This window comes from Sphaerospermopsis sp. FACHB-1094, from assembly GCF_014696195.1.
GTDB classification, from domain to species: domain Bacteria; phylum Cyanobacteriota; class Cyanobacteriia; order Cyanobacteriales; family Nostocaceae; genus Sphaerospermopsis; species Sphaerospermopsis kisseleviana.
Genome location: NZ_JACJPT010000068.1, coordinates 1 through 20551, shown reverse-complemented (window position 1 = coordinate 20551; position 20551 = coordinate 1). Strand labels below are relative to the sequence as shown.

At 37.6% G+C, this 20551-nt stretch carries 24 protein-coding genes; 12 read left to right on the top strand and 12 right to left on the bottom strand.

What is annotated here, in order from left to right; genetic code table 11:
- Window positions 1-598 precede the first annotated feature (598 nt).
- Window positions 599-1153 (bottom strand): Dps family protein, encoded by a 555-nt coding sequence (locus tag H6F47_RS18535; protein WP_096570248.1) that lies wholly within the window; start codon window positions 1151-1153, stop codon window positions 599-601.
- 389 nt (window positions 1154-1542) lie between these two features.
- Here H6F47_RS18535 and H6F47_RS18530 point away from each other — a divergent pair, with 389 nt between their 5' ends.
- The 3 genes from H6F47_RS18530 to H6F47_RS18520 all read left to right on the top strand — a co-directional run bounded on the left by H6F47_RS18530 (window position 1543) and on the right by H6F47_RS18520 (window position 3074).
- The gene (locus tag H6F47_RS18530) at window positions 1543-1809 is read left to right on the top strand and encodes an Asr1405/Asl0597 family protein (protein WP_096570245.1); all 267 of its coding nucleotides are present in this window, start codon (window positions 1543-1545) and stop codon (window positions 1807-1809) included.
- A gap of 65 nt (window positions 1810-1874) precedes the next feature.
- Complete coding sequence (locus H6F47_RS18525; protein ID WP_190650420.1) at window positions 1875-2504, top strand: (2Fe-2S) ferredoxin domain-containing protein; 630 nt, start codon at window positions 1875-1877, stop codon at window positions 2502-2504.
- Window positions 2505-2651: 147 nt separating this feature from the next.
- The gene (locus H6F47_RS18520) at window positions 2652-3074 is read left to right on the top strand and encodes a hypothetical protein (RefSeq protein ID WP_190346496.1); all 423 of its coding nucleotides are present in this window, start codon (window positions 2652-2654) and stop codon (window positions 3072-3074) included.
- A gap of 227 nt (window positions 3075-3301) precedes the next feature.
- Here the strand turns inward: H6F47_RS18520 and H6F47_RS18515 are convergent, their stop codons facing one another.
- The 5 genes from H6F47_RS18515 to H6F47_RS28050 all read right to left on the bottom strand — a co-directional run bounded on the left by H6F47_RS18515 (window position 3302) and on the right by H6F47_RS28050 (window position 6362).
- On the bottom strand, window positions 3302-3559 hold the full coding sequence (locus H6F47_RS18515) for a hypothetical protein (RefSeq protein ID WP_137667381.1): 258 nt from the start codon (window positions 3557-3559) through the stop codon (window positions 3302-3304).
- A 236-nt stretch (window positions 3560-3795) separates the two neighbouring features.
- Entirely contained in the window at window positions 3796-5217 is a 1422-nt protein-coding gene (locus H6F47_RS18510; protein ID WP_190650418.1) for an S-layer homology domain-containing protein, read from the bottom strand.
- A 130-nt stretch (window positions 5218-5347) separates the two neighbouring features.
- Window positions 5348-5491, bottom strand: a complete 144-nt coding sequence (locus H6F47_RS28060) for a hypothetical protein (RefSeq protein ID WP_242027437.1) — start codon at window positions 5489-5491, stop codon at window positions 5348-5350.
- 30 nt (window positions 5492-5521) lie between these two features.
- Window positions 5522-5854 carry a hypothetical protein gene (locus H6F47_RS28055; RefSeq protein WP_242027436.1) on the bottom strand — a complete coding sequence of 111 codons (333 nt, stop codon included), beginning with the start codon at window positions 5852-5854 and terminating at the stop codon, window positions 5522-5524.
- Between the two features lie 124 nt (window positions 5855-5978).
- Complete coding sequence (locus H6F47_RS28050) at window positions 5979-6362, bottom strand: hypothetical protein (protein ID WP_242027435.1); 384 nt, start codon at window positions 6360-6362, stop codon at window positions 5979-5981.
- A gap of 126 nt (window positions 6363-6488) precedes the next feature.
- Between H6F47_RS28050 and H6F47_RS18500 the strand changes: the two genes are divergently transcribed.
- The gene (locus H6F47_RS18500; RefSeq protein WP_190346494.1) at window positions 6489-7694 is read left to right on the top strand and encodes a histidine kinase; all 1206 of its coding nucleotides are present in this window, start codon (window positions 6489-6491) and stop codon (window positions 7692-7694) included.
- A gap of 67 nt (window positions 7695-7761) precedes the next feature.
- Window positions 7762-8022, top strand: a complete 261-nt coding sequence (locus tag H6F47_RS18495; RefSeq protein ID WP_096570233.1) for a chlororespiratory reduction protein 7 — start codon at window positions 7762-7764, stop codon at window positions 8020-8022.
- Here the strand turns inward: H6F47_RS18495 and H6F47_RS18490 are convergent.
- Both H6F47_RS18490 and H6F47_RS18485 read right to left on the bottom strand, forming a co-directional pair.
- Window positions 7925-8146 (bottom strand): hypothetical protein, encoded by a 222-nt coding sequence (locus tag H6F47_RS18490; protein WP_190650416.1) that lies wholly within the window; start codon window positions 8144-8146, stop codon window positions 7925-7927. The genes H6F47_RS18495 and H6F47_RS18490 overlap by 98 nt on opposite strands.
- A 49-nt stretch (window positions 8147-8195) precedes the next feature.
- Window positions 8196-8744, bottom strand: a complete 549-nt coding sequence (locus H6F47_RS18485) for a DUF2854 domain-containing protein (RefSeq protein WP_096570229.1) — start codon at window positions 8742-8744, stop codon at window positions 8196-8198.
- Between the two features lie 141 nt (window positions 8745-8885).
- Here H6F47_RS18485 and H6F47_RS18480 point away from each other — a divergent pair, with 141 nt between their 5' ends.
- On the top strand, window positions 8886-9068 hold the full coding sequence (locus H6F47_RS18480) for a hypothetical protein (protein WP_096570227.1): 183 nt from the start codon (window positions 8886-8888) through the stop codon (window positions 9066-9068).
- Window positions 9069-9382: 314 nt separating this feature from the next.
- Here the strand turns inward: H6F47_RS18480 and H6F47_RS18475 are convergent, their stop codons facing one another.
- On the bottom strand, window positions 9383-9799 hold the full coding sequence (locus H6F47_RS18475; protein WP_242027434.1) for a response regulator transcription factor: 417 nt from the start codon (window positions 9797-9799) through the stop codon (window positions 9383-9385).
- A 432-nt stretch (window positions 9800-10231) separates the two neighbouring features.
- On the opposite strand from H6F47_RS18475, the gene H6F47_RS28580 reads away from it, so the two are divergent.
- Complete coding sequence (locus H6F47_RS28580) at window positions 10232-10357, top strand: hypothetical protein (RefSeq protein ID WP_277877162.1); 126 nt, start codon at window positions 10232-10234, stop codon at window positions 10355-10357.
- Here H6F47_RS28580 and ppk1 read toward each other — a convergent pair.
- The gene (gene ppk1, locus H6F47_RS18470) at window positions 10309-12474 is read right to left on the bottom strand and encodes a polyphosphate kinase 1 (protein ID WP_137667378.1); all 2166 of its coding nucleotides are present in this window, start codon (window positions 12472-12474) and stop codon (window positions 10309-10311) included. The two genes, H6F47_RS28580 and ppk1, sit on opposite strands and share 49 nt — an antisense overlap.
- Before the next feature lie 424 nt (window positions 12475-12898).
- On the opposite strand from ppk1, the gene H6F47_RS18465 reads away from it, so the two are divergent.
- The 3 genes from H6F47_RS18465 (at window position 12899) to H6F47_RS18455 (ending at window position 16505) form a co-directional block, all read left to right on the top strand.
- Entirely contained in the window at window positions 12899-14272 is a 1374-nt protein-coding gene (locus H6F47_RS18465) for an ATP-binding protein (RefSeq protein WP_190650414.1), read from the top strand.
- An 834-nt stretch (window positions 14273-15106) separates the two neighbouring features.
- Complete coding sequence (locus H6F47_RS28920; RefSeq protein ID WP_307722546.1) at window positions 15107-15577, top strand: DUF2267 domain-containing protein; 471 nt, start codon at window positions 15107-15109, stop codon at window positions 15575-15577.
- A gap of 163 nt (window positions 15578-15740) precedes the next feature.
- A complete protein-coding gene (locus tag H6F47_RS18455; protein ID WP_190346493.1) occupies window positions 15741-16505 on the top strand; it encodes a hypothetical protein in 765 nt (254 codons plus the stop codon).
- 203 nt (window positions 16506-16708) lie between these two features.
- Here H6F47_RS18455 and H6F47_RS18450 read toward each other — a convergent pair whose 3' ends face one another.
- On the bottom strand, window positions 16709-17332 hold the full coding sequence (locus H6F47_RS18450) for an RNA polymerase subunit sigma-70 (protein ID WP_096570217.1): 624 nt from the start codon (window positions 17330-17332) through the stop codon (window positions 16709-16711).
- A 356-nt stretch (window positions 17333-17688) separates the two neighbouring features.
- Between H6F47_RS18450 and H6F47_RS18445 the strand changes: the two genes are divergently transcribed.
- Window positions 17689-18285: a glyoxalase-like domain protein gene (locus H6F47_RS18445; protein WP_190346492.1), complete on the top strand. Its 597-nt coding sequence runs from the start codon at window positions 17689-17691 to the stop codon at window positions 18283-18285.
- Between the two features lie 457 nt (window positions 18286-18742).
- Here the strand turns inward: H6F47_RS18445 and H6F47_RS18440 are convergent, their stop codons facing one another.
- Window positions 18743-19180, bottom strand: coding sequence for a hypothetical protein (locus H6F47_RS18440; RefSeq protein WP_096570213.1), 438 nt, complete (start codon window positions 19178-19180; stop codon window positions 18743-18745).
- 253 nt (window positions 19181-19433) lie between these two features.
- Between H6F47_RS18440 and H6F47_RS18435 the strand changes: the two genes are divergently transcribed.
- Window positions 19434-20375 (top strand): AAA family ATPase, encoded by a 942-nt coding sequence (locus H6F47_RS18435; RefSeq protein WP_096570212.1) that lies wholly within the window; start codon window positions 19434-19436, stop codon window positions 20373-20375.
- Window positions 20376-20551: the final 176 nt, after the last annotated feature.

Below are 20551 nucleotides of genomic sequence, written 5' to 3'. Positions count from 1 at the left end.
TGTGTTTCGCGCAATCTCCGTCAGGAGATCCCGCAGGGTAGACGCAAATAAGCAAAGACGCAAAGGAAGAAACTCAAGACTCACCCAAAATACCTCTCAAACTCTCATTCTCTGCGTCCTCTGCGCCTCTGCGGTTCATTCTTCCATAACTTCTGCGTAAGTCCTAAATAGTTTGCAGCTATTGTGAGATTTTTTCCTGAATATTTGCTTTGAGGATGAATGTTCATTTTATGATGATCCTATTTTTCAGATTATTTTTGAGAATTTATAGCTTCTGAGTTGATAAATTTTCCTGAAATTTATTTTCAATAACTGTTAAATATGATTTTTAACAATTTTTAGTGATGTTTTATTCGTAGGGGTAATTCATGAATTACCCCTACCTCCTTTCTGTTTTCCGTAAGTCCTGCTTGATCAGCAAATGACAAATATTTGCATTTTATATAATTAATAATAATTGCACTGATAAATACAAAAAATGACAGATAGGTAACTCATCTGTGGTTTTACCTAGCTGCCAATTTTTTATTTTCGGTTCTAATCTACTCTACTAAATTCTGCATCTATATAAATGCAGAAATTTAAGATGAGGTTAAATTTAGTTTGTGGTTCTTTGAACAAAACCTAATGTTAAACTATCCTTAGCTAAAAAATGTGCTAAATGATAAGCTCTTTCTTCTGTTTTTAGCAGGATTTGTTCATAGAGATATCTTGTCCCCCGATCTCCCAAACTCTCTGCCTGAGAGGCTAAACGGCGAATTAAGCTAATCATTGCTTGTTCTGCTACTAGGTCATTTTCTATCATCTTCCGGCAAGAAAATGTACCATCTGCTTCTGGTTCAAAACAGCATAATTCAGCTAATTTAGTAAAAGAAGCTACGGGAACACCACCCAAACCATTTAAACGTTCACCAATTTCATGGATGTGATCTTGTACTTCCTCGTAACTTTCCTTAAAAAACTCATGCAGTGAATAAAATTCTGCACCTTCAACTACAAAATGATGTTTCTGGTACTGTATGTAAAGTGCTTGAAAACTAGCTAATGCAATATTGAATCCTTCAATTACTGGTTCGGTGACACTGCGATCTAGTAATACAGGGTTGTCATATACTTGACCAAAATTTTGAATCAAAGTTTGAGTATCAGACATGGTTCTCCTCGCTTTGTAGCAGTTGTTTTTTTCAACTACTGCTTTTTGTTATATCTTAACATTAAAAAATTTTCATGCCAGTCTGCTAAATATGACAGAATTTCTAATTTTTATCGCTGCAAGTATTCGTTTTCCTTTTATGTCTGGTGTTAACTATTAATTTCATCTCTGTTTGTTTGCTAATATCCTTGACTTTATTTACACATTGTGCATAACACCCTTCGGGGTGTGGTGGTTCAAGTTTTATGAAAATTTTTTGCAAATTTAATGACAATAATTTGCACTTACGCTATTCTGGTTGATAAGGCTCAAGTCCAATAAACTCCCAGTCACAGGGGGTTATTCTGTTTTATTTACTGCCATTTTGTTGCACTTTGAGGGTAATTCACTTGAAATTCTCTAATTCACATAATTCACAATTAGGAACACAGCACGTTATTGATGTGAGTTGGTCAGAACGTTGGCAAGTTTATCAACGCTTAAATGAATTAGATATTCCTTGTCATTGTCAGAGTAACCAACCATTGCAGGTAGAAATTACTAACCCACAAATAGCTATCCAAGTTTGGAGTGTGGTGAGACAAGTTAAAGCTTCTCGTCAAGATTTAATTTGTCATTTAAAAGATTGTTTGCGTTTGCGTTATCAAGCCTTGTAATTTGTAATTATTTTCTGTTTTCCTTTTATCTGCTTTGTATTTAGTTAATCTTGGGTGAACGAAAGATGAGTATCTATACTGATGTAGAAGTATCAGAATTTTGCCTAGAAGGTAGATTTTTAGATTTTGTGATTAAAGATGGTTATAAGTTAAAAGGTTTATTATTAGCGACTTCTGACGGTGAATGTTATGTAAAGTTAGCCAAGCATTTACGAGTAGCTTTTGATTTGCGTTTACCTCGTGGTACTTGGTTACAGGTGGTAGGTACTAAAAAGTATGACGCTAAAAAAGAGGAAGTCACGTTAAAAGCTGAACGGGTAATGGCTGGGCGCTCTCAAGTAGAAATAATTGCGCCTAATTTAAATATGGAAAGAGTGTCTTTAGCACCGGAAACGAGTAAACCCAAACGAGCGAAAAAGCAAACTATCTTAATGTGTCAAAAATCTGATTGCATGAAACGCGGTGGTAAAGCGTTGTGTCAGGTGTTGGAGTCTGAGTTGAGCGATCGCGGTTTACAGGATACAGTTGATCTTAAAGGTACTGGTTGCATGAAAAATTGTAAGGCTGGACCTAATTTAGTCATGCCAGATAAAACCCGGTATACTAAAGTTCAACCTTCACAAGTTGCTATTTTGGTAGATAAGCATTTTGGTGAGGATGCGGAAATCAAATCTCCGCAGTTTATGGAAGTTTGATTTTTTGTCTGAATCAGGATATCCAGGATTTCAGGATTTACAGGATGTGGGTTGGCATTAAAGATTCTAACAAGATTGTCCGCCCAATTACTGAATAAACCACCACTCACCACCATCTTATGCCAGAATAAGTACCAGTATTAGGCAGTGGTTAAATCTACAGCTATAAATGATATTGAAATAGCTCACAGTCTCACAGTATTAGAAAGGATATTAAATTTAAAAATCTATCAAAATGATAAACCTCAATATCGCATAGCAGTAATGTTTTCTCATTTTGATCTACCTGAAGTATATCCTTACAAAAATAATCTGCATCAATTTGTGGATCTGAAATTTCCTCATACAAAATTAGCCTTACAAATTTGGAGTAATAATTGGAATTGTGCAGTTGCTTATTTTGCTTATTCTGCATTTGGGATGATAGGAGATACTTCACAAGCAAATTGTCAAGGTAGATATCAAGGTATTAAAAATCCTAAAATATGGAAACCATTTGGTTTAATAGCACCAATATACTGGTTATTAACTGGTAGATATGATCAAACATTATTGGAATTAGACCTATAGTTAAACCTGGAACATCTCTCACAATAACATCCTGTAAATCCTCAAATCCTGTAAATCCTGATTCTGACAATCTAAAAATTTGCCAACCAGAAGGAATTTGAATAACTAGGAATTAAACTTTAGATTATTTTTTAAGTCAACTTTTTGATATTCCCGAAGTTTTTGAACTACTTGTGTTTCACCTCGCAAAAAATATGAGATGATATTAGTATCTAACATCACTTTTTTCACAATTCAATTTCCCTTGATGAGTCTAGTAATCTTTGTTCTTCAATCTCATGTTCAAGCTGCTGTAACAATATAGATTCTTCTGAATTAGCAATACCAGCAAATTGCATAAAATCTATATTTTTATCCATATATTTGGGTTGCAGTAATTGTTGATTCTGAACTATTTTTTGAAAAATTATTTGAGCAATTTCATTTTGTTCTTGTTCTGGTAGCTGTGATACTAAAGCGAATGCTTGTTCTAAAAGCTGATTCATGGTTTTTGTGTATGTGTTCTTAATTAAGATTACCCTAGAAATAATAATTCAATATCTTATTTTATCAAAAATTATCACTCCTTAATTATAAAATAACAGTTTTCTATCTTCCTAAATCTCATCCTGATAGCGAAGCGTGGCGTTAGCCATAAATCCTCAAATCCCGGACATCATGATTCAGACAAATAAATCAATCCTGTACATACCCAAATCCCAAAAATCCTCACTCTGACAATTTACTCCCCTTTCAACTTCAAAGCTTCAGTAGTTGACATCCCCTCACTTTGCAAACCAAAATAAGATATGGCAGCAGCAGCTTCCCCACGAGTTACAGCTTTTTTCGGTTGAAAAAGAGTAGTATATCCAAAAACTCTCCTAATATTTGATTGTTCTGCATTTTGAAAGTCAGCTAAAATTGCTCTTAATGCTTTAGGATCAATTTTTTCTGTATCCTGAAAACCCCAAGTTTGTTTCACAGCTTCCAAATTAGCATTCGGTAAAGCTTGACGGGTATCTAAAGGAACTTTCCACATTAATAAATTTTCTCTGGTTAAAGGTGCATCAGGACGAAATAAAACTGCGGTTGTATCTCCTGATAAAATACTAGGAATTAATCCCGCTTCTGCTAATCCTTGAATAGTTGGAAAATCAGGATCTTTAGGTAAAACATCTCTAAAGACTGGTTGTGTATTTGTGGACGATAAACGGATTTTTTTCGCAGGATTATTAGCATACATGACATTATTTGCAGTTACTAACCAACGAGCAAATTCTCTGCGAGTGATGATTTTATCAGGTGCAAATTGTTGAGCATTTGTAGCATTAGAATTGCTGTTATTGGGGTTTGATGCAATTGATAAAACTCCTAACCTACCTAAATCTTCAATCTGTTTCCGCCATTCTGGTGGTACTTTATTCAAATCAGTAAATTCTTGAGGTTGTGAATTTTCAATTGCTGTAATTTCTGTATTTGTTGGTTGATTAGAAACATCAACCCCTGGTGAAACTGGTCCAATAAATTGCGAATCTCCTGGTTGAGAATTTGTCCCAGAATTTGTCCCAGAATTTGCAGTTACACTATTACTCTTATTAGATGTATATTCAATTGTTAATTCTGTAGCTGTTTGTGGTTGATTTGGTGTTGGATTTGTAACGGTTTTTGGGTTAATTGCTACTTTCAATAATAAATCATTCCGCTTGACTTCAAAAGTTCCTTCTGTATCGTCTTGTGGTTGTTGTAAAATTTGCCAATTCTGATTTTTAAACTCACTGCTGTAAAAGTTGGCAATCATATTACTAGGATCTGCACTTTGCCAACGAGTTACAATTCTATTTTCAGTTTGATTTTCTGAATTTGTTGAATTATCTGAATTATCTGAATTATCTGAATTATTATTTGCAGGTTGAATTTCTGCTAACTTAGCATTGGGATAAATAGGAATTTCTTGAGGAAAGTCAGCAGGTAATTCAACTTTAGGTGCAGTTGATATTTCTGGATTCTTGTTTTCACCAAAAACCGCAGTATTTGTTTGCAGTCTAGGATCTGCTGCTAAAGACTGTTCTAAATTTTTGGCAGTAGGACCATTAGCACAGGCTGTTAAGGTAGAAAGTAAAACAGCTATACTGAAAAAGATAACAGGATTTTTATAAAGCACCACAGGAAATCACAAATAGATATTTATTATCAATTTCTACATTAGCATTTCAGGGAACAGGGAACAGGGAACAGGGAGATAAATAACCTAATCACCAATCACCAGTCCCCAGTCCCCAATCACCAATCACCAATCACCAATCACCAATCACATATTTTTCTAAATCATTTATTTGCGGTGCGGGTAACTGGTTGAGAACTCGCCAAAGAATAGTGTAGCTGCCATCAGGACGGCGACGCACGGCACGAAAGGCTATGATAGTATCACTACTAGGCACTTCTGTTAATTGTTGCCTGATACGGCTATTTTAACGGCGTACGGGTTGACGTTCTGAGATGATTTCTGGGAGTTGAAATTGGAGCGATCGCACTAAATAAGTTTTATTTACTTCCGCTTTAGCACCACTCAAATAAATTTGCGACTGTTGCCAATTTTGATTTTTACCTGTAATAAACCGCCTTCTATCTACCTGTAAGGCTTTTAACTCTCTCGGTGGTTGGTAGTTGAGAAAAAAGTCCCGCGTTGATAGATCAAGAGTTTGTAGTCTACCATCCAATTTTTCTAAAGGTACATCACCTATATTAACGATAAAACCATAATCTATTCCTTGAGGGAATAACTGGAAGTTATCGTCAATCATTTTCAATGCTAAACTAGGAGTAAAATCTCCCTTACCCTCACCTACAGAGGGAAAAGGATAACGCTCAATAACACTTGGTTGTAATCGATTTTGGAGGGTATTCGGCCGACGACGGTAGGCTGAATCAGGTAAAACTCGAAAAATGCCCGTGTTGCACAGTTAAATCAGACTGTTGAGACAAATCTCCTTTTGCGGTACACAAAGTTTTCGGACTTGGGTACTGACGTTTGAGAAAAGTTTCTACAGAATGGGTATAAACAGTTAATTGCCCCCTCACGGATCTCATTCTGTTGGGGTCTGAACTGCTCAGTGCTTGCTCAAGTCGAGCAATTAAATAAATCTGCTGTTGTACTAGCTGCATAGCTTTGGTATAAAATATATTTTCTCCTGCTACTGAATCAACACTTTGACTCAGGTCTAACTGAGACTTATATTCCAGAGCTAAGGCAAAACTGGGAGTAAAACCCAGCGTCAAAGACAGTGAAAGTCCCACAAAGATTTTTCTCATGTCAAAAATGCCAATCTGATGGGTGTATGAAAAATTTAAAATAGATATTAAATTGGAAGAAAACAACGACCATCGACAACCGTCAGTTTATTTTACTTTCTGTAAAGCGTCGCCAGGTTGTTACCAGTGCTGAAACAAGATTACATGCAAGTTTCCCAGGATCAGCCTATCTATTCTGAGGCTCCACTCCAGCTGTTGCTTTTTGTCGATGGACGACCAAAGTCCCGACAACAGGTACAGCGCATACGCTCTTATTTAAGAGAATTAGAAACAGAGTATAGTTTTGAACTACAAATTATTGATGTCGGCCAACAACCGTATCTAGCGGAACATTTTAAATTAGTAGCAACGCCGGCTTTAATTAAAATTCATCCAGAACCTCAACAGACTCTGGCGGGAAGCAATATTATAACCCAATTAAAAAACTGGTGGCCTCGCTGGCAAGTTGCTGTAGACGCTTTCTTAAAGTTACAGGAAGACTTACAAGAACTCAAAGATGAGAATGTGCGGGCAACATTACCCACATCTACCATACATTCTGTTGCTGTTTCTGCGGAGTTGATCAAGCTTTCAGATGAAATTTTTAACTTGAAGCAGGAAAAAGAGAAACTGCAAGAACAGTTACAATTTAAAGACCGGGTAATGGCAATGTTAGCCCATGACCTCCGTAATCCTTTAACTGCTGCTGCTATAGCTATAGAAACGCTTCAAAATAACTACAATTCTGAAAAGGGAGCATTTCACCGTTTAAAACCAGCTATGGCTGAACATTTTTTAAAACAAGCCCGTAATCAAACACGAATCATTGACCGGATGATAGCTGACTTGTTACAAGTGGGAAGGGGAAATGATAAAGAATTTAATATCATACCACAAAAAGTAGAATTAGGAAAACTTAGTTATGAAGTATTGGAAGAATTACGCGATCGCTATATTAGCAAAGCTCAAAAAATAGAAACAGATATCCCCAAAGATTTACCTTATGTATATGCCGATCCTGAGCGTATCCGTCAAGTTTTAGTAAATTTATTGGATAATGCTATTAAATATACACCCGAAGGAGGCATGATTAGTTTAGCCGGACTACACCGCACCACTCAAAAAGTACAGTTTAGTATTGGTGATACAGGTCCTGGTATTCCCCCAGAAAACCGCGATCGCATCTTTGAAAATCATTTCCGTCTGCAACGAGATGAAGGAACAGATGGTTATGGCATTGGTCTGGCTTTATGTCAACGTATTATTAGAGCGCATTATGGTCAAATTTGGGTAGATGCAAATCCTCATGGTGGTGCATGGTTTCATTTTACTTTACCAGTTTATCCATCATAGGTGATTGGTGACTGGTGACTCCTGACACACAATTTAATTAACCTTTATTTAGCAAATAAATTCATAAATGCCACATCCATTAATGTATGAAGAGGACAATTTTGTTGTTCTCGAAACTAACCAAGAAGAACAATTTTTGACGAAATCAGAATTACTAGAAAAGCTGGAAAATACTTTAAAACAACTGGCTTTTGATGACTTAACTCCTGATATCCAGAAATTTGATTCTGTCACAGAACAAGCACAATATTTAATTGATACCAGTTGTGAATTAGATGTAGGACCAGGAAAATATTTACAGTGGTATGCTGTGAGATTAGAAAAGTGACTGGTGACTGGTGACTGGTGACTGGTGACTGGTGACTGGTGACTGGTGACTGGTGACTGGTGACTGGTGACTGGTGACTGGTGACTGGTGACTGGGTAATCATTTTATTTTTCCCAATTACCAATTACCAATTACGAATTACCCATTACCCATTACCCATTACCCATTACCCATTAATTTTGAGTAGTAATTAATTCTAGTTCAATTCTATCTTCATCAGGTTGTGTAATTTTCACCTCAACATTAGGCGCAAAGTATTTAGTCATTTTCTCATGTTTTTGTAGCCAAATATCAAGAGGAATAAAAGGCGAATCAAATTCTAAAATCAAGGAATAAGCACCGTTAACTTCTATTTCTCTTAAACCAGTCACTACTGGACGTTCTTCATCGTTAGGATTCAAACCTAAGTATGTCAACGCCCGGTCTAAATGAGCTTCTTGTCCGTAGCAAAATCTAGTTATGTCAGTGCGGATTTTATTTTGAGTTACAGTAGCTTGTTGTTTTCTGAGTGCTAATACTGATTCTGTGGTAGGTTGGCTAAAGGGTATGGGCTTGAGTTCATTAGCTTTGAGTGCTAAACCTCCCAGCAAGAGAGGAAAGCCATAAAAAAAGCCCACCAAGTTGAGAGTCGCGTTATCAGCAGCATAAGCGACGAAACCGACAATGGTTAATATGCTACCCAAGGTTAAACCGAGTGTTCCCAAAGAAATTTTGCCCAGCATGATTTGAAATGTTGATCATTTCTTAACATCTTACCCAGATCCACGACTTCTTTGAGAAGTCAGGGATCTATTCTTGATTGATCAGCTTTAGCCGATTTTGCGTTAAGTTTAATGAAGAATAGGTAAAATAGGAATAAAACAATGGATCTACAAACACTTAAAGAACGAATTGCCTCAGTTCAAAGTAAACGTGAATACTTGCTGAGTCTTCTGGAACAACCAAATTTAGGCACTTTGAGAGTTGATGTAAATCAAGCTTTAGAAGAATTAGATGATTTAATTGATGAATTTAGACGCAATATTCCCGAATCAGAAACTAATTAGGGGTTGCTGAGAAAGTCTTTCCGTGAGGGCATAGGAGTCAGGAGTCAGGAGTCAGGAGTCAGGAGTCAGGAGGAGATTTGAAAATTTCTTTGCCATCTCTTGAAATCCCAAAAAATGCACACTTTTTCCGGTATACCCTTCAAAACCCTTGCACTAATTTCTGTGTTTATCAGTCTCTAACCTTTGATATATCAAGGTTTTAGGTTTATTCAGCAAACCCTAAATAATCTAAAATAAGCAAAATCAAAATATACGTCGGCAACCGTAATTTTCCGGTACAGCCGACAATCTTGATTTTCCTAAAAAAATCTTCACTAACCCATCACTGAATTGTTGATAGCACGCTGGCCTAGTTGTCTAACCAAAGCGATGAGTTCTGTTGTGGGTACATCTTTTTTGCAAACTTCATCAAAACTGGGCATTGCCTTTGTTTGTTGCAAGTGTGCATCATCTATTGATGAATAAGCCAGGATTTGAGTATTTGGAGATATAGATTTAATATAACCGGAAGCACGCCAACCATCCATAACTGGCATATGTAAATCTAGCACAATTACGTCAGGGTGGGAACTTTTGACCATTTCTATAGCTTCTTGACCATTACTAGCTAAACCTACAACTTGCATATTCTCTTGAGCAGAAAAAGCGAACTGTAGGGTTAAACGAGTTAGTTCATGATCATCAACCAATAGAACGCGCAAGGAAAAAGACTCACAGGACAACATTACCATTCCCGGAAACTGAAAATTATATACAAGAGTATCTATAGTGTATGGGAGTAAGTGCCTGTCTTAACTCTATCCTACGGATGAATAACGGGTGTTTGTGTATAAAGAAATGATGAAGTTTTGAGGCAGGAGTCAGGAGGCAGAAGAAGCAGGGGGGGGCGGGGGTCCTCACAAGGGTAGGTATTTTACATTGTCGTGAGGGCAAGACTTGGGGGACAAGGAAGGACAGTGGACAAGGGAGGAAAACCGTACAAAATCATATTATCTTGGTAACAAAAAGACTATTGTGCGGAGAAAATCTTCCTTGTCTACTTTCCCTCCTTGTCTTCCTAGTCCTGCCTCAACAGATAATATTAAAAACCTACCCCTGTGAGGGGCAGGGGGCGGGGTGCAGGGGAGAGGTATTTTCCCCCTTGCTCCCTGCTAGAAAGCTCCTTGTCCTCTTCATTTCCCCAGTCCCCAGTCCCCAGTCCCCAGTCCCCAGTCCCCAGTCCCCAGTCACCAGTCCCTGTTTATGTGGTGTGTGTAGAACGTAAAGCCATAGACATGAGAATTTTTTGAGAATTAGCTTCTTGAGAATCATCATAGGGTCGTCTTTGGATATAAGTACCATCAGCTTGTAAATCCCAAGCTTGACGATTATCTGCTAACATAATTCCCAGAATTTCTTGCAAATCTTTAGCAATTTCTGGATCTCTAATAGGTGTGATAACTTCGACTCGACGATCTAAATTACGACGCATCCAGTCAGCACTGCCGATATATATTTCTTCTTGATTATTGTTGTAGAAGTAAAAAATGCGGGAGTGTTCTAAAAAGCGACCGATAATGCTGATAATGCGAATATTTTCACTGATGTCTTTGAGTCCTGGACGCAAGCAACATATACCCCGGACTATCAAATCAATTTGTACGCCAGCACGGGAAGCATTGTATAGGGCAGTAATAATTTCCGGATCGACGAGGGAATTCATTTTAGCAACAATGCGCCCGGAAAATCCATTTTGGACATTTTCCATTTCTCGGTTAATTAGTTCGAGAAAGCGATCGCGCATATTCACAGGTGCAACTAATATTTCTCGATAGGTTTTTTGGCGAGAATATCCTGTTAAGAAGTTAAACACATCTGTTAAATCAGCGCCCAATTCTTCCCGACAACTCAACAAACCCAAATCTGTATATAGTCGTGCTGTTTTTGGGTTGTAATTTCCTGTCCCAATATGTACATAACGACGCATCCGATCTTTTTCTCGGCGCACTACCATGACAATTTTGCTATGGGTTTTTAGACCGACTAAACCATAAACAACGTGAACACCAACTCTTTCTAAACGTCTAGCCCAGTAAATATTATTTTCCTCATCAAACCGAGCTTTTAATTCTACTAATACAGAAACTTGTTTACCATTTTCTGCGGCGGCAATTAAAGCATTAACAATAGGTGAATCCCCGGAAGTCCGGTAAAGCGTCATTTTGATAGCTAATACTTGAGGGTCCCAGGCAGCGTGGGTAATAAAACGCTCCACTGTGCCGGAAAATGATTGATAGGGATGATGTACCAGTAAGTCTTTTTCCCGAATTACAGCAAAAAAATCTTTTCCTTCTTCTACGTCTAATACATCTGGGTCTATACTGGGTTCTCTGAGGCGTTGCAAGCGGGAAGGAACAACGGACTGACGTGGGGGATCTTTCAGTTCTGGCAATGGTAAAGCCATAAAATACATCAAGTCTCGTAGTCCCAATAGACCATCTACGGCATAAACGTCATTTTCGCTTAATTCCAAATCTTGCAATAACCGAGAACGTAAAACTTCTGGTGTTTGGGATTGAATTTCTAGCCTAACTGGTGTTCCCCCCATACGACGTTTACGCAATTCTTGTTCAATAGCTAATAATAAATCATCGGCTTCGTCTTCTTCGAGTTCTAGATCAGCATCCCGTGTAATGCGGAAGGGGTGATATTCCTGAATATTCATCCCTGGAAACAGATGTTCTAGATTGTGAGCGATCGCCTGTTCCAATGGTACACCGATCCAGTTAGCGGTTTTTCCGTTGTTGTCAATTCCTAACTCTGATGGTAAAGGTATAAATCGCGGTAAAACATTAGGAACTTTAACTCTGGCAAAAAATTCTTCTTCTGTTTCTGGGTTTTTCACCACCACAGCTAAATTTAAGCTGAGATTAGAAATGTAGGGAAAAGGATGACTAGGATCAACTGCTAAAGGAGTCAGTACGGGAAAGATTTGTTCTTTAAAGTAGTTATCTAAATAATTTCGCTGTTTTTCATTCATTTCTATATATTTCAGAATATGAATACCATGATTGGCTAACAGCGGTTGTAAAACTTGTTCAAATTGTTCGTTCTGTTTTTTCACCAACGGGTTCAGGTGCAACCTAATTTCATCTAGTTGTTGTTCGGGTGTCCGTCCATCAGGAGTTAAGGAGTTTACTTTAGCGTCTACCTGTTGCTTTAAGGCTGCAACTCGCACCATAAAGAACTCATCTAAGTTAGAACTAAAAATAGCCAAAAATTTCAACCGTTCCAGTAGTGGGGTGCGTTGATCACAAGCCTCGTGTAATACTCTACTATTAAACTCTAACCAGCTTAATTCGCGGTTGATATAGTATTTTGAATCATTCAGGTTAATGCTAGGGGCAGTCTTTTTAGATTTTGGCATAATTAATTACGGGCTAGTAGATGTCACGCAGAAGGCACGAGGTAAGAGGTAAGAGTTAATATTTAGGGGTTGCTGAGAAAGTCTTTCCGTGAGGGCATAGGAGTCAGGAGTCAGGAGTCAGGAGTCAGGAGGAGATTGGAAAATTTCTTTGCCATCTCTTGAAATCCCAAAAAATGCACACTTTTTCCGGTATACCCTTCAAAACCCTTGCACTAATTTCTGTGTTTATCAGCCTCTAACCTTTGATATATCAAGGTTTTAGGTTTATTCAGCAAACCATATTTAGATGTAGTAGTTAATTAATCTAACTAATATATTAATTTTTGGTTAAGAGATATTTAAAAATGGGGAAATATAGAAGTTGTAAGTTGGACGAAAACAAACTGTTCTATTCCCTATTCCCTATTCCCTATTCCCTAGTGTAATGTTTCAAGCTACTCGTCGCCGTCTTGCTCTTTGGTACACTGCTGTTACTGCTATCTTACTACTCTTGTTTGCCACTGGGGTATATTTATATGTCCGCAGCACTCTGATAGAAAGAATTGATGATACCCTAAATCATGTGGTGGAAGTGGTAGAGCGTTCTTTAGTCATTGAACCCGTTAATGTACAACCTGATGAACTCCGTGTCAATGTAGAAGCGAGTTTTCGGAATAATGCTGATACAGCGGAAGATGATCATATTGACCTAGAATGGTTTAGTCCCACTGGTGAATTACGGTGGTCAACTTTTTCCGAAGCTTTAAATATTCCTATTCATAGTAATACGGGTGAAACTGTGCGTCTAGTGGGGATGGGGGGATGGGGAGACTCAGAACTGTTATTGCGACAAGTTACCCATCGGGTAGAGGTGGGAAGACAGGTTTTAGGTTATCTGCGTGTGAGTCATCCTTGGTTTGAAGTGACTAAACCCAGTCGTCAGTTAATTTTTGATTTGGGTTTGGGTACTGGGTTGATGGTGCTTTCGGTAGCTGCTAGTGGTTGGTTTTTGTCTGGTAAAGCGATGGAACCTGTGGGGGAGTCTTACCAACGGTTAAAACAATTTACAGCTGATGCTTCCCATGAACTCAGAAGTCCGATCGCTTTAATTCAAACTAATGTACAAGTGGCGTTGGCTGATTTAGACTTAGAATCTAGTAGTATTTCTCATTATCGTCAACAGTTAAAATTAGTAGAAAGATTAACTCAGCGTTTGGGTAGGTTGGTGAATGATTTATTATTTCTTGCACGACAAGATAGTGGTATTGGTGCAGTTTTATTTTCACCTTGTCCTGTGGATGCTTTGTTAATAGAAGTGGTGGAAGAACAACAACTTTTAGCTACAGACAAGGAAATTTATCTAACTTTGAATTTAGTTGATCCGCCAGGGGAAATTGACCCAGAATTACAGGAAAATTGGTTTACTGTGATGGGTAACTGGGATGAACTGGTAAGGTTATTTACAAATTTAATTGGTAATGCTTTGCAATATACTCCAACTCAAGGAAAGGTACAGGTCGAGTTAGGGCGAGTTGCGGGAATGCGTTATGGTTTTACTTGTTTACAAATTAAAATCAGTGATACGGGAATTGGTATTCCTAGTGAGTCTTTACCACGATTGTTTGATAGATTTTATCGTGTAGATCCAGCGCGTTCTCATCAAAGTCGGGAAATAAGGGAAAATAGCACTGGTTCAGGTTTGGGTTTAGCGATCACTCAAGCTATTGTGGAACATCATCAAGGACAAATTCAAGTGGAAAGTGTTGTTGGTAAAGGTACTACTTTTATTGTCACTTTACCCATCTCTCTGGAGTATTAAATATAATTCAGTAGGGGCAAACCCCCTGTGGTTGCCCTCAAGAGTCGGTAGAAGTCGGGGATCTGGATATTAGGTATGACATTTTTTACGGTTGAGTTACTTATTTATGCAACATTTGTTTCTTGTGATAGATGAAGAAAGCTAGTTGCATAATTTAATATGAGAATAGCATTTACCAAGCTAGTGAGGTACAAAGTTTTTTATGTTAGGGAATTGGGAATTGAGAATTGAGAATTGAGAATTGAGAACAGTAAATAAATTAGAGTGTACCTCATGAGACTGGGAAACGCTATATCTATAGGAATAATATTTGAATTTTGAACAAAAATCCGTACACATCACTAATTAAATTTTGAATTTTGATTTCATTAATAGATTGGAATGTCTATTAATATTGATTAAAAATTGGTTCTATATAGAATATAGGAGGATTAAATGCCAATTTATATCAGAGAAGATGTCACTTACAATTTACTCAAAAAAATCAACGCAACTGGTCAGGGAATGCACGAAATACATTTTAATCAAGATGATTTTCCTGGACATAGAATCACAATTGCTGACTTTTTAGGACATTTAGATTATTTAAATCAAAAGCATTATATCAATGCTGAGTTTACAGGTAATGCTTACGCAACTCAAGAAGATGTTCCTGATTTAATTCATCCCCAGGAATTTGATTTGCGAATTGCTAATACTCTGGGCGCACCGGATGGACCATTACCACATTTGATTACTTTCAAAAAAGCAGAAATGACGGAAAAAGGTCAGAAACTATTAGAGAAATTAGAAGATAATAAACCAAAAGTATCAAATGGAAAACCAGCAGTTGCTATTGCTGATAAAAATCTACCTTTTTTAGAAAAGGTGATGGTTAAAAGTGGGGTGACAGATATTTTTGATGCAAGAGATTTAACAGAAGTTGTATTTCGGGTAATGCGGGATTTAATGAATACTGAAACTGCTGACAGAGTAGAAGTAGAACTGCATGAACCAGCAGAAATAACTAAAGATAAATCCCTGCAATTAGAAATTGCTGATTTATGGCATGATACAAATCCAATTGTGGCATTTTTAAGCCGCATACGTCCACCTTTACAACCGATAGGAATGTTTAAAGGAATTGATAGCGATCGCTTTTTATTTAGAATTGCAAATGAAGGTGGAATGCCACCAAATGTAGAAGTAGAACAAGTAATTAAAGCTGTATTTTCTGCCACAAAAGACGAATTATCACCAGAAATAATTCAAGAAATTTCCATCTGGTTGCCTGATAAAATTCGCCAACTTTGGGAAGAAGGTTAATTAGGTAATTGGTGATGGGTAATTGGTGATGGGTAATTGGTGAAAGTGGTAGAGGGAAGAGGGGATATAAATCTAAAATCTACAATCTAAAATCTACAATCTAAAATCTACAATCTAAAATCCAAAATCCAAAATCTCAAATCAAATTACAGGAGTAAGAGGAATGAATTTTGCCCAAAATACTCAATTAGTTGGGACTGTTTGTGGTAGTTTACTGATTGGTTTATCAGTTATTCCTCAAGTTGGAATGGCACAACAAATGTCACCAAAACCGACTTCTAAAGTGAATCCTTGTCCGGGTATTTTCTACGAAGAACCACATAATTATAGGGTATTAGTTCCCGCAGGATGTCCCCCTAATGCTTTAACTCTCAGACTCATGCAACTAGGGATAATACCAATTCCTGTTATCCCATTACCTTACCAAAGAGGTTTAGGTGTTGGAGGTGAAGCACCATCACCACTTAATCCCAATCCTAGTATTTTTAATGAACCGCCTTATAATCTTTACCAGCGGGGGTATATACCGGGAAGTGATACGCAACAACAACCAACTCCTCCCATTTCCGGTAGGGTGTTACAACCACCTGCACCAGAACAAAGACAAGAACCCAGCACCAGAATTGATTTAGCAAATGGTAAAGCAAATATCCAATTAATTAATGATACAAGGGCAGATATAACTTATCAAGTAATTGGTGATACAGAACCACGTACATTAGCAGGTAAATCAGATGTCACCCTTCGCGGTTTGAATACACCTGTCACAGTGACATTTCAAAGACAAGATCGAGGACTTTTGATGGTGACACCTAAACCTGGTGAAGAAACAGGAATTTTAGAAGTGACATTAAAAGAAACAACTGATGTCAACCAGGATAGAAGTGCAATGAGAATTGAATCAAATGGATCAGTGTTTTTGAATTAGTTATTAGTTATTAGTTATTAGTTATTAGTTATTAGTTATTAGTCATTTTTATCCTGACTCCTGTACGGGCATTTGCGAAGCGTGCTGGAAGCATCAGCATTCGGGCGATAAATTATCAATGATTATTAAGTGCAAAAATCTGATTGTGAAAATCCTGATGATTACGAGCTATACCCAAGCGACGACGGATAGCATCTTCAGCTTTAAGCAGTATCTTCATCTAAGTAAATAGCGTGAATATCAGCTGGTAATTTGTCTTCTAGCATACGATAACCTTCTTGAAGCAAATTGGCTACTTGTTGAGGAGAAATTTTTTCACCTTCAGCTTGTAAGTAAGCAGAAATGCGAGTTTCACTCCAATGGAAAGTTTGCGCCATTAAGACAATCAAGCGCAATAATGGCGGTACTTGATCTAATGCCTGTTCTATATAACACCATAACGGGGGTGACGTGTCTTTAAGTGAATAATGAATAGCCTCCGTTGGTGGTAGTTTCATTTCATTAATACAAAAAGCTGTAATGTTGATTAACCAGTTTTGCAGAGTTAATACTTCTTCCCCTGTTTCTGGGTTAGTTAAATATAGTCCACCGAGTTCATAATATATATGTCGCCAAGTCAGCGCAAATAGATAATCTGCCTGGACAGGCGATCGCGCCGAATGTTGAATCAAAGTATAGACTATAGGGCTATAACGGCAAAAAATAGCAGTAAAGTATTTGCCATGATCAGGATAGCGCCTCAACAAAGTCAGCAGTTCTTGATCACTGTGATGAAACAGCGACTTCACCAGCGGATGGTTAGCTTCAGGAAAGGATGGTATTTGCACAAGCGTTTTAGTAAATGGTTGTTAAAATATACATAGTCAAGGTTAGTAAACAGTCATGGGTAATTGGTGATTGGTGATTGGTGATTGGGAAAAATGAAATTGTAGGACTTACACGCAAGCCATAGAATAAACTAACCACAGAGCTACAGAGAACACAGAGAACTAAGGGTTTGAGAGATAGATATTTTGCGTAATTTTTGGATTGATTCCTAGTCCCCAGTCCCCAGTCCCCAGTCCCCAGTCCCCAGTCCCCAGTCCCCAGTCGCCTATTCCTGAGATAAACTAAAAAAATGGCTATATGCTAGTCTTTATTGACGATACTAAAAGCCGCTCCTTTATACAATCTTCATTTATTCATGGTTATAGCAGCTAATTTGATACCTATATTGCATAGTTCCTTGACTTTAGCTTCTTTCTTACCTTCCTTGCCTTTGGATAGCCTTTTCTCTACCCAAGGCATTATGATTATGCTGTTGGCGGCTTATGCTGGTGCAATGTGGATGTTTCTTACCAGCGCCCCAAAAGTTTATACTGTGATGGTGTCAGATTTGGAAATTGCCCGACAACTCTATGAAGGTTTGCTAGATTTGCCCGCTGCGGAAGTACCTTTGCACTATTATTACAACTACGAACAAACTATTGGTGCAACGGGGATTGATCCGCTTTATATGTCTTCTAGTCCCAGTTGGTCTAATAAAACCATGACTAATGGCAGTGATGGACTATGGTATCAATTAAAGAAAAATACTCAACTGCACATTATTACTGGTGCGAGTTTAGGAACTAAAAATCAACAGCGTCATGTTTGTTTTGACCGTGATTGTTTGGAGTTGATTTTAATGCGGGTGGAAGTGCGGGGTTTGAAGTTTAAAATTCGCAATCAAAAACCTTTGAATTTTTTGGTGAAGGACTATGAAGGCCGTGTGATTGAAATGGCTGAAGTTACTGGTTAGTTAGGGTTTGCTGAAAAAGTTATCTGTGAAGGACCAGTGACAGATGCTACGCCACGGTGACAGTTTCAAGAGTTGGATAGGAACTATTTTTTCTTTAAGTAGGAATTAAGTGCAAGGTTTTTCAGTTGCCACCTCATAAAAGCTTGCACTTTTTGAAAGCACTTCGGCTTACTTCGACTTACTTCGACTGCGCTCAGTACAAGTCGCTCAGTACAAGTCGCTCAGTACAAGTCAAAATAGCTAAAACCCTTTACCTTGTAGGGGCGAAGCATTCGGGTGATAACCTATCGCTGAAACCATTAGACCTGTCCGAATGCTTCGCCCTTACGATTAATCAATCGGTGTTCTACTTTCGTTATTTTTTGCGTAAGTCCTGAAATAAAAGAAGTCGGGGAACTGCTGAATAAGGGGTATCTAAATATTTTACTTTACTAAATTCAAGGGAATTGCTATAAACTTATTGACGACGGTCAAGTAAAGCATGATGGGAAAAAATTCCCTGCAATTTCAAATTAGTAAAATCCATAATTGCATTAATTAAATCCCTTTGCTCTGAGCTTAAATTAACCGCTTCTATTGCTTCGTTAAGGTTACTACCATGATGTAAATGATAGGCAAGTTGTTTCTGTTGTTCAACATCTAAAACTACCAGAATTTCCTTGTTGCGTCTTTGACGGACAGCTTGCAGTTTTTGACGTTCCTGGGGAGTTAAATCATTTTCGGAAACAGTAATAGTATCTTTAGTATTTTCGCTAAATGCAGTGAAAATGACTTGAGGAGAAATAGATGAACTAGATGAACTATCAGCAGAAGCTATAGTAATTTCTGGTAATAACAAAGCTAAAAAAACAACAAGCACTAACGCTAATAACCGTTTTGTCAATTGAATATTCATGTTGAGAACAACCTAAATAAAATTTAAGACTGGAGAATAAGTCATACTCTCACAATTTTCCTACGTTTAGGGACAGAGATTGAAAACCCGGTGAAATTTTACCAATTACCTATATTTTTTCTCTATGACTAAATTCAGAAATTGATAATAAAGAAATATATATAAGAGGTATTAGAATTACATTCTTTTATATTTCCCAACTTGACGCTATCATCAAAGTCATTATCAAAAGTCATGATCAGAGGTGATAGTCATGAGTGAACAGGTATTAGAAAAAACCGCAATCAACAATAACCTTACTGAAGAAAGAGAAATTGATTTAGAGACTGCTTTCCGGGAATCTCAAGTACAAGACATTCTTGATAAATTAGATCAGGAATTAGTCGGTTTAAATTCCGTCAAAACCAAGATTAAAGAAATGGCGGCCTTGTTGTTGGTTGACCGTATCCGTAAAAGTCTGGGTTTAGATGCCGGTGCGCCTAGTTTACACATGACCTTTTTAGGCAATCCAGGCATGGGTAAAACTACTGTAGCTATGCGGATGGCGGAAATTCTCTATCGTTTAGAATACATCCGCAAAGAAAGCGTAATTTTAGTCACGAGAGATGATTTAGTTGGGCAAGGTATTGGACAAACCGCACCCAAAACCAGAGAAGTGTTAAATAATGCAATGGGTGGTGTTTTGTTAATTGATGAAGCTTATACTTTATATCGTCCTGATCATCCCGGAGATTTCGGTTTAGAAGCCATTGAAATTTTGATGCAGGTAATGGAAAATCAGCGAGATGATTTAGTTGTCATTCTTGCTGGTTATAAAACTCAAATGGAGCATTTTTTTCATAGTAATCCAGGAATGAATTCCCGGATTGGGTTACACATTGAGTTTAATGATTATAGTGTTGATAATTTGATGATTATCGCTCAATCTATAGTCAAAAATCAGAACTATTGTTTTAGTTCAGAAGCAGAAACAGCTTTCCGTGAATATTTAATTAGACGGAAGAATATGCCCCATTTTGCTAATGCTCGTAGTGTGAGAAATGCTATAGACAGGGCGCGTTTGCGTCAAGCTAATCGTTTATTGAGTAGTGGCAAAAAATTAAATAAACAAGATTTAATTACCATTGAAGCGGTTGATATTCTCGCTAGTCGGGTATTTAGAGAAGGTGTTCCTGACTGCGAACCAGAAAGTTAGTGACTGGGGACTGGGGACTGGGGACTGGGGACTGGGGACTGGGGACTGGGGAAGTTATTTGTATTTTTCCCAATCACCAATTACCAATTACCAATTACCAATTACCAATTACCAATTACCAATTACCAATTACCAATTACCAATTACCAATTACCAATTACCAATTACCAATTACC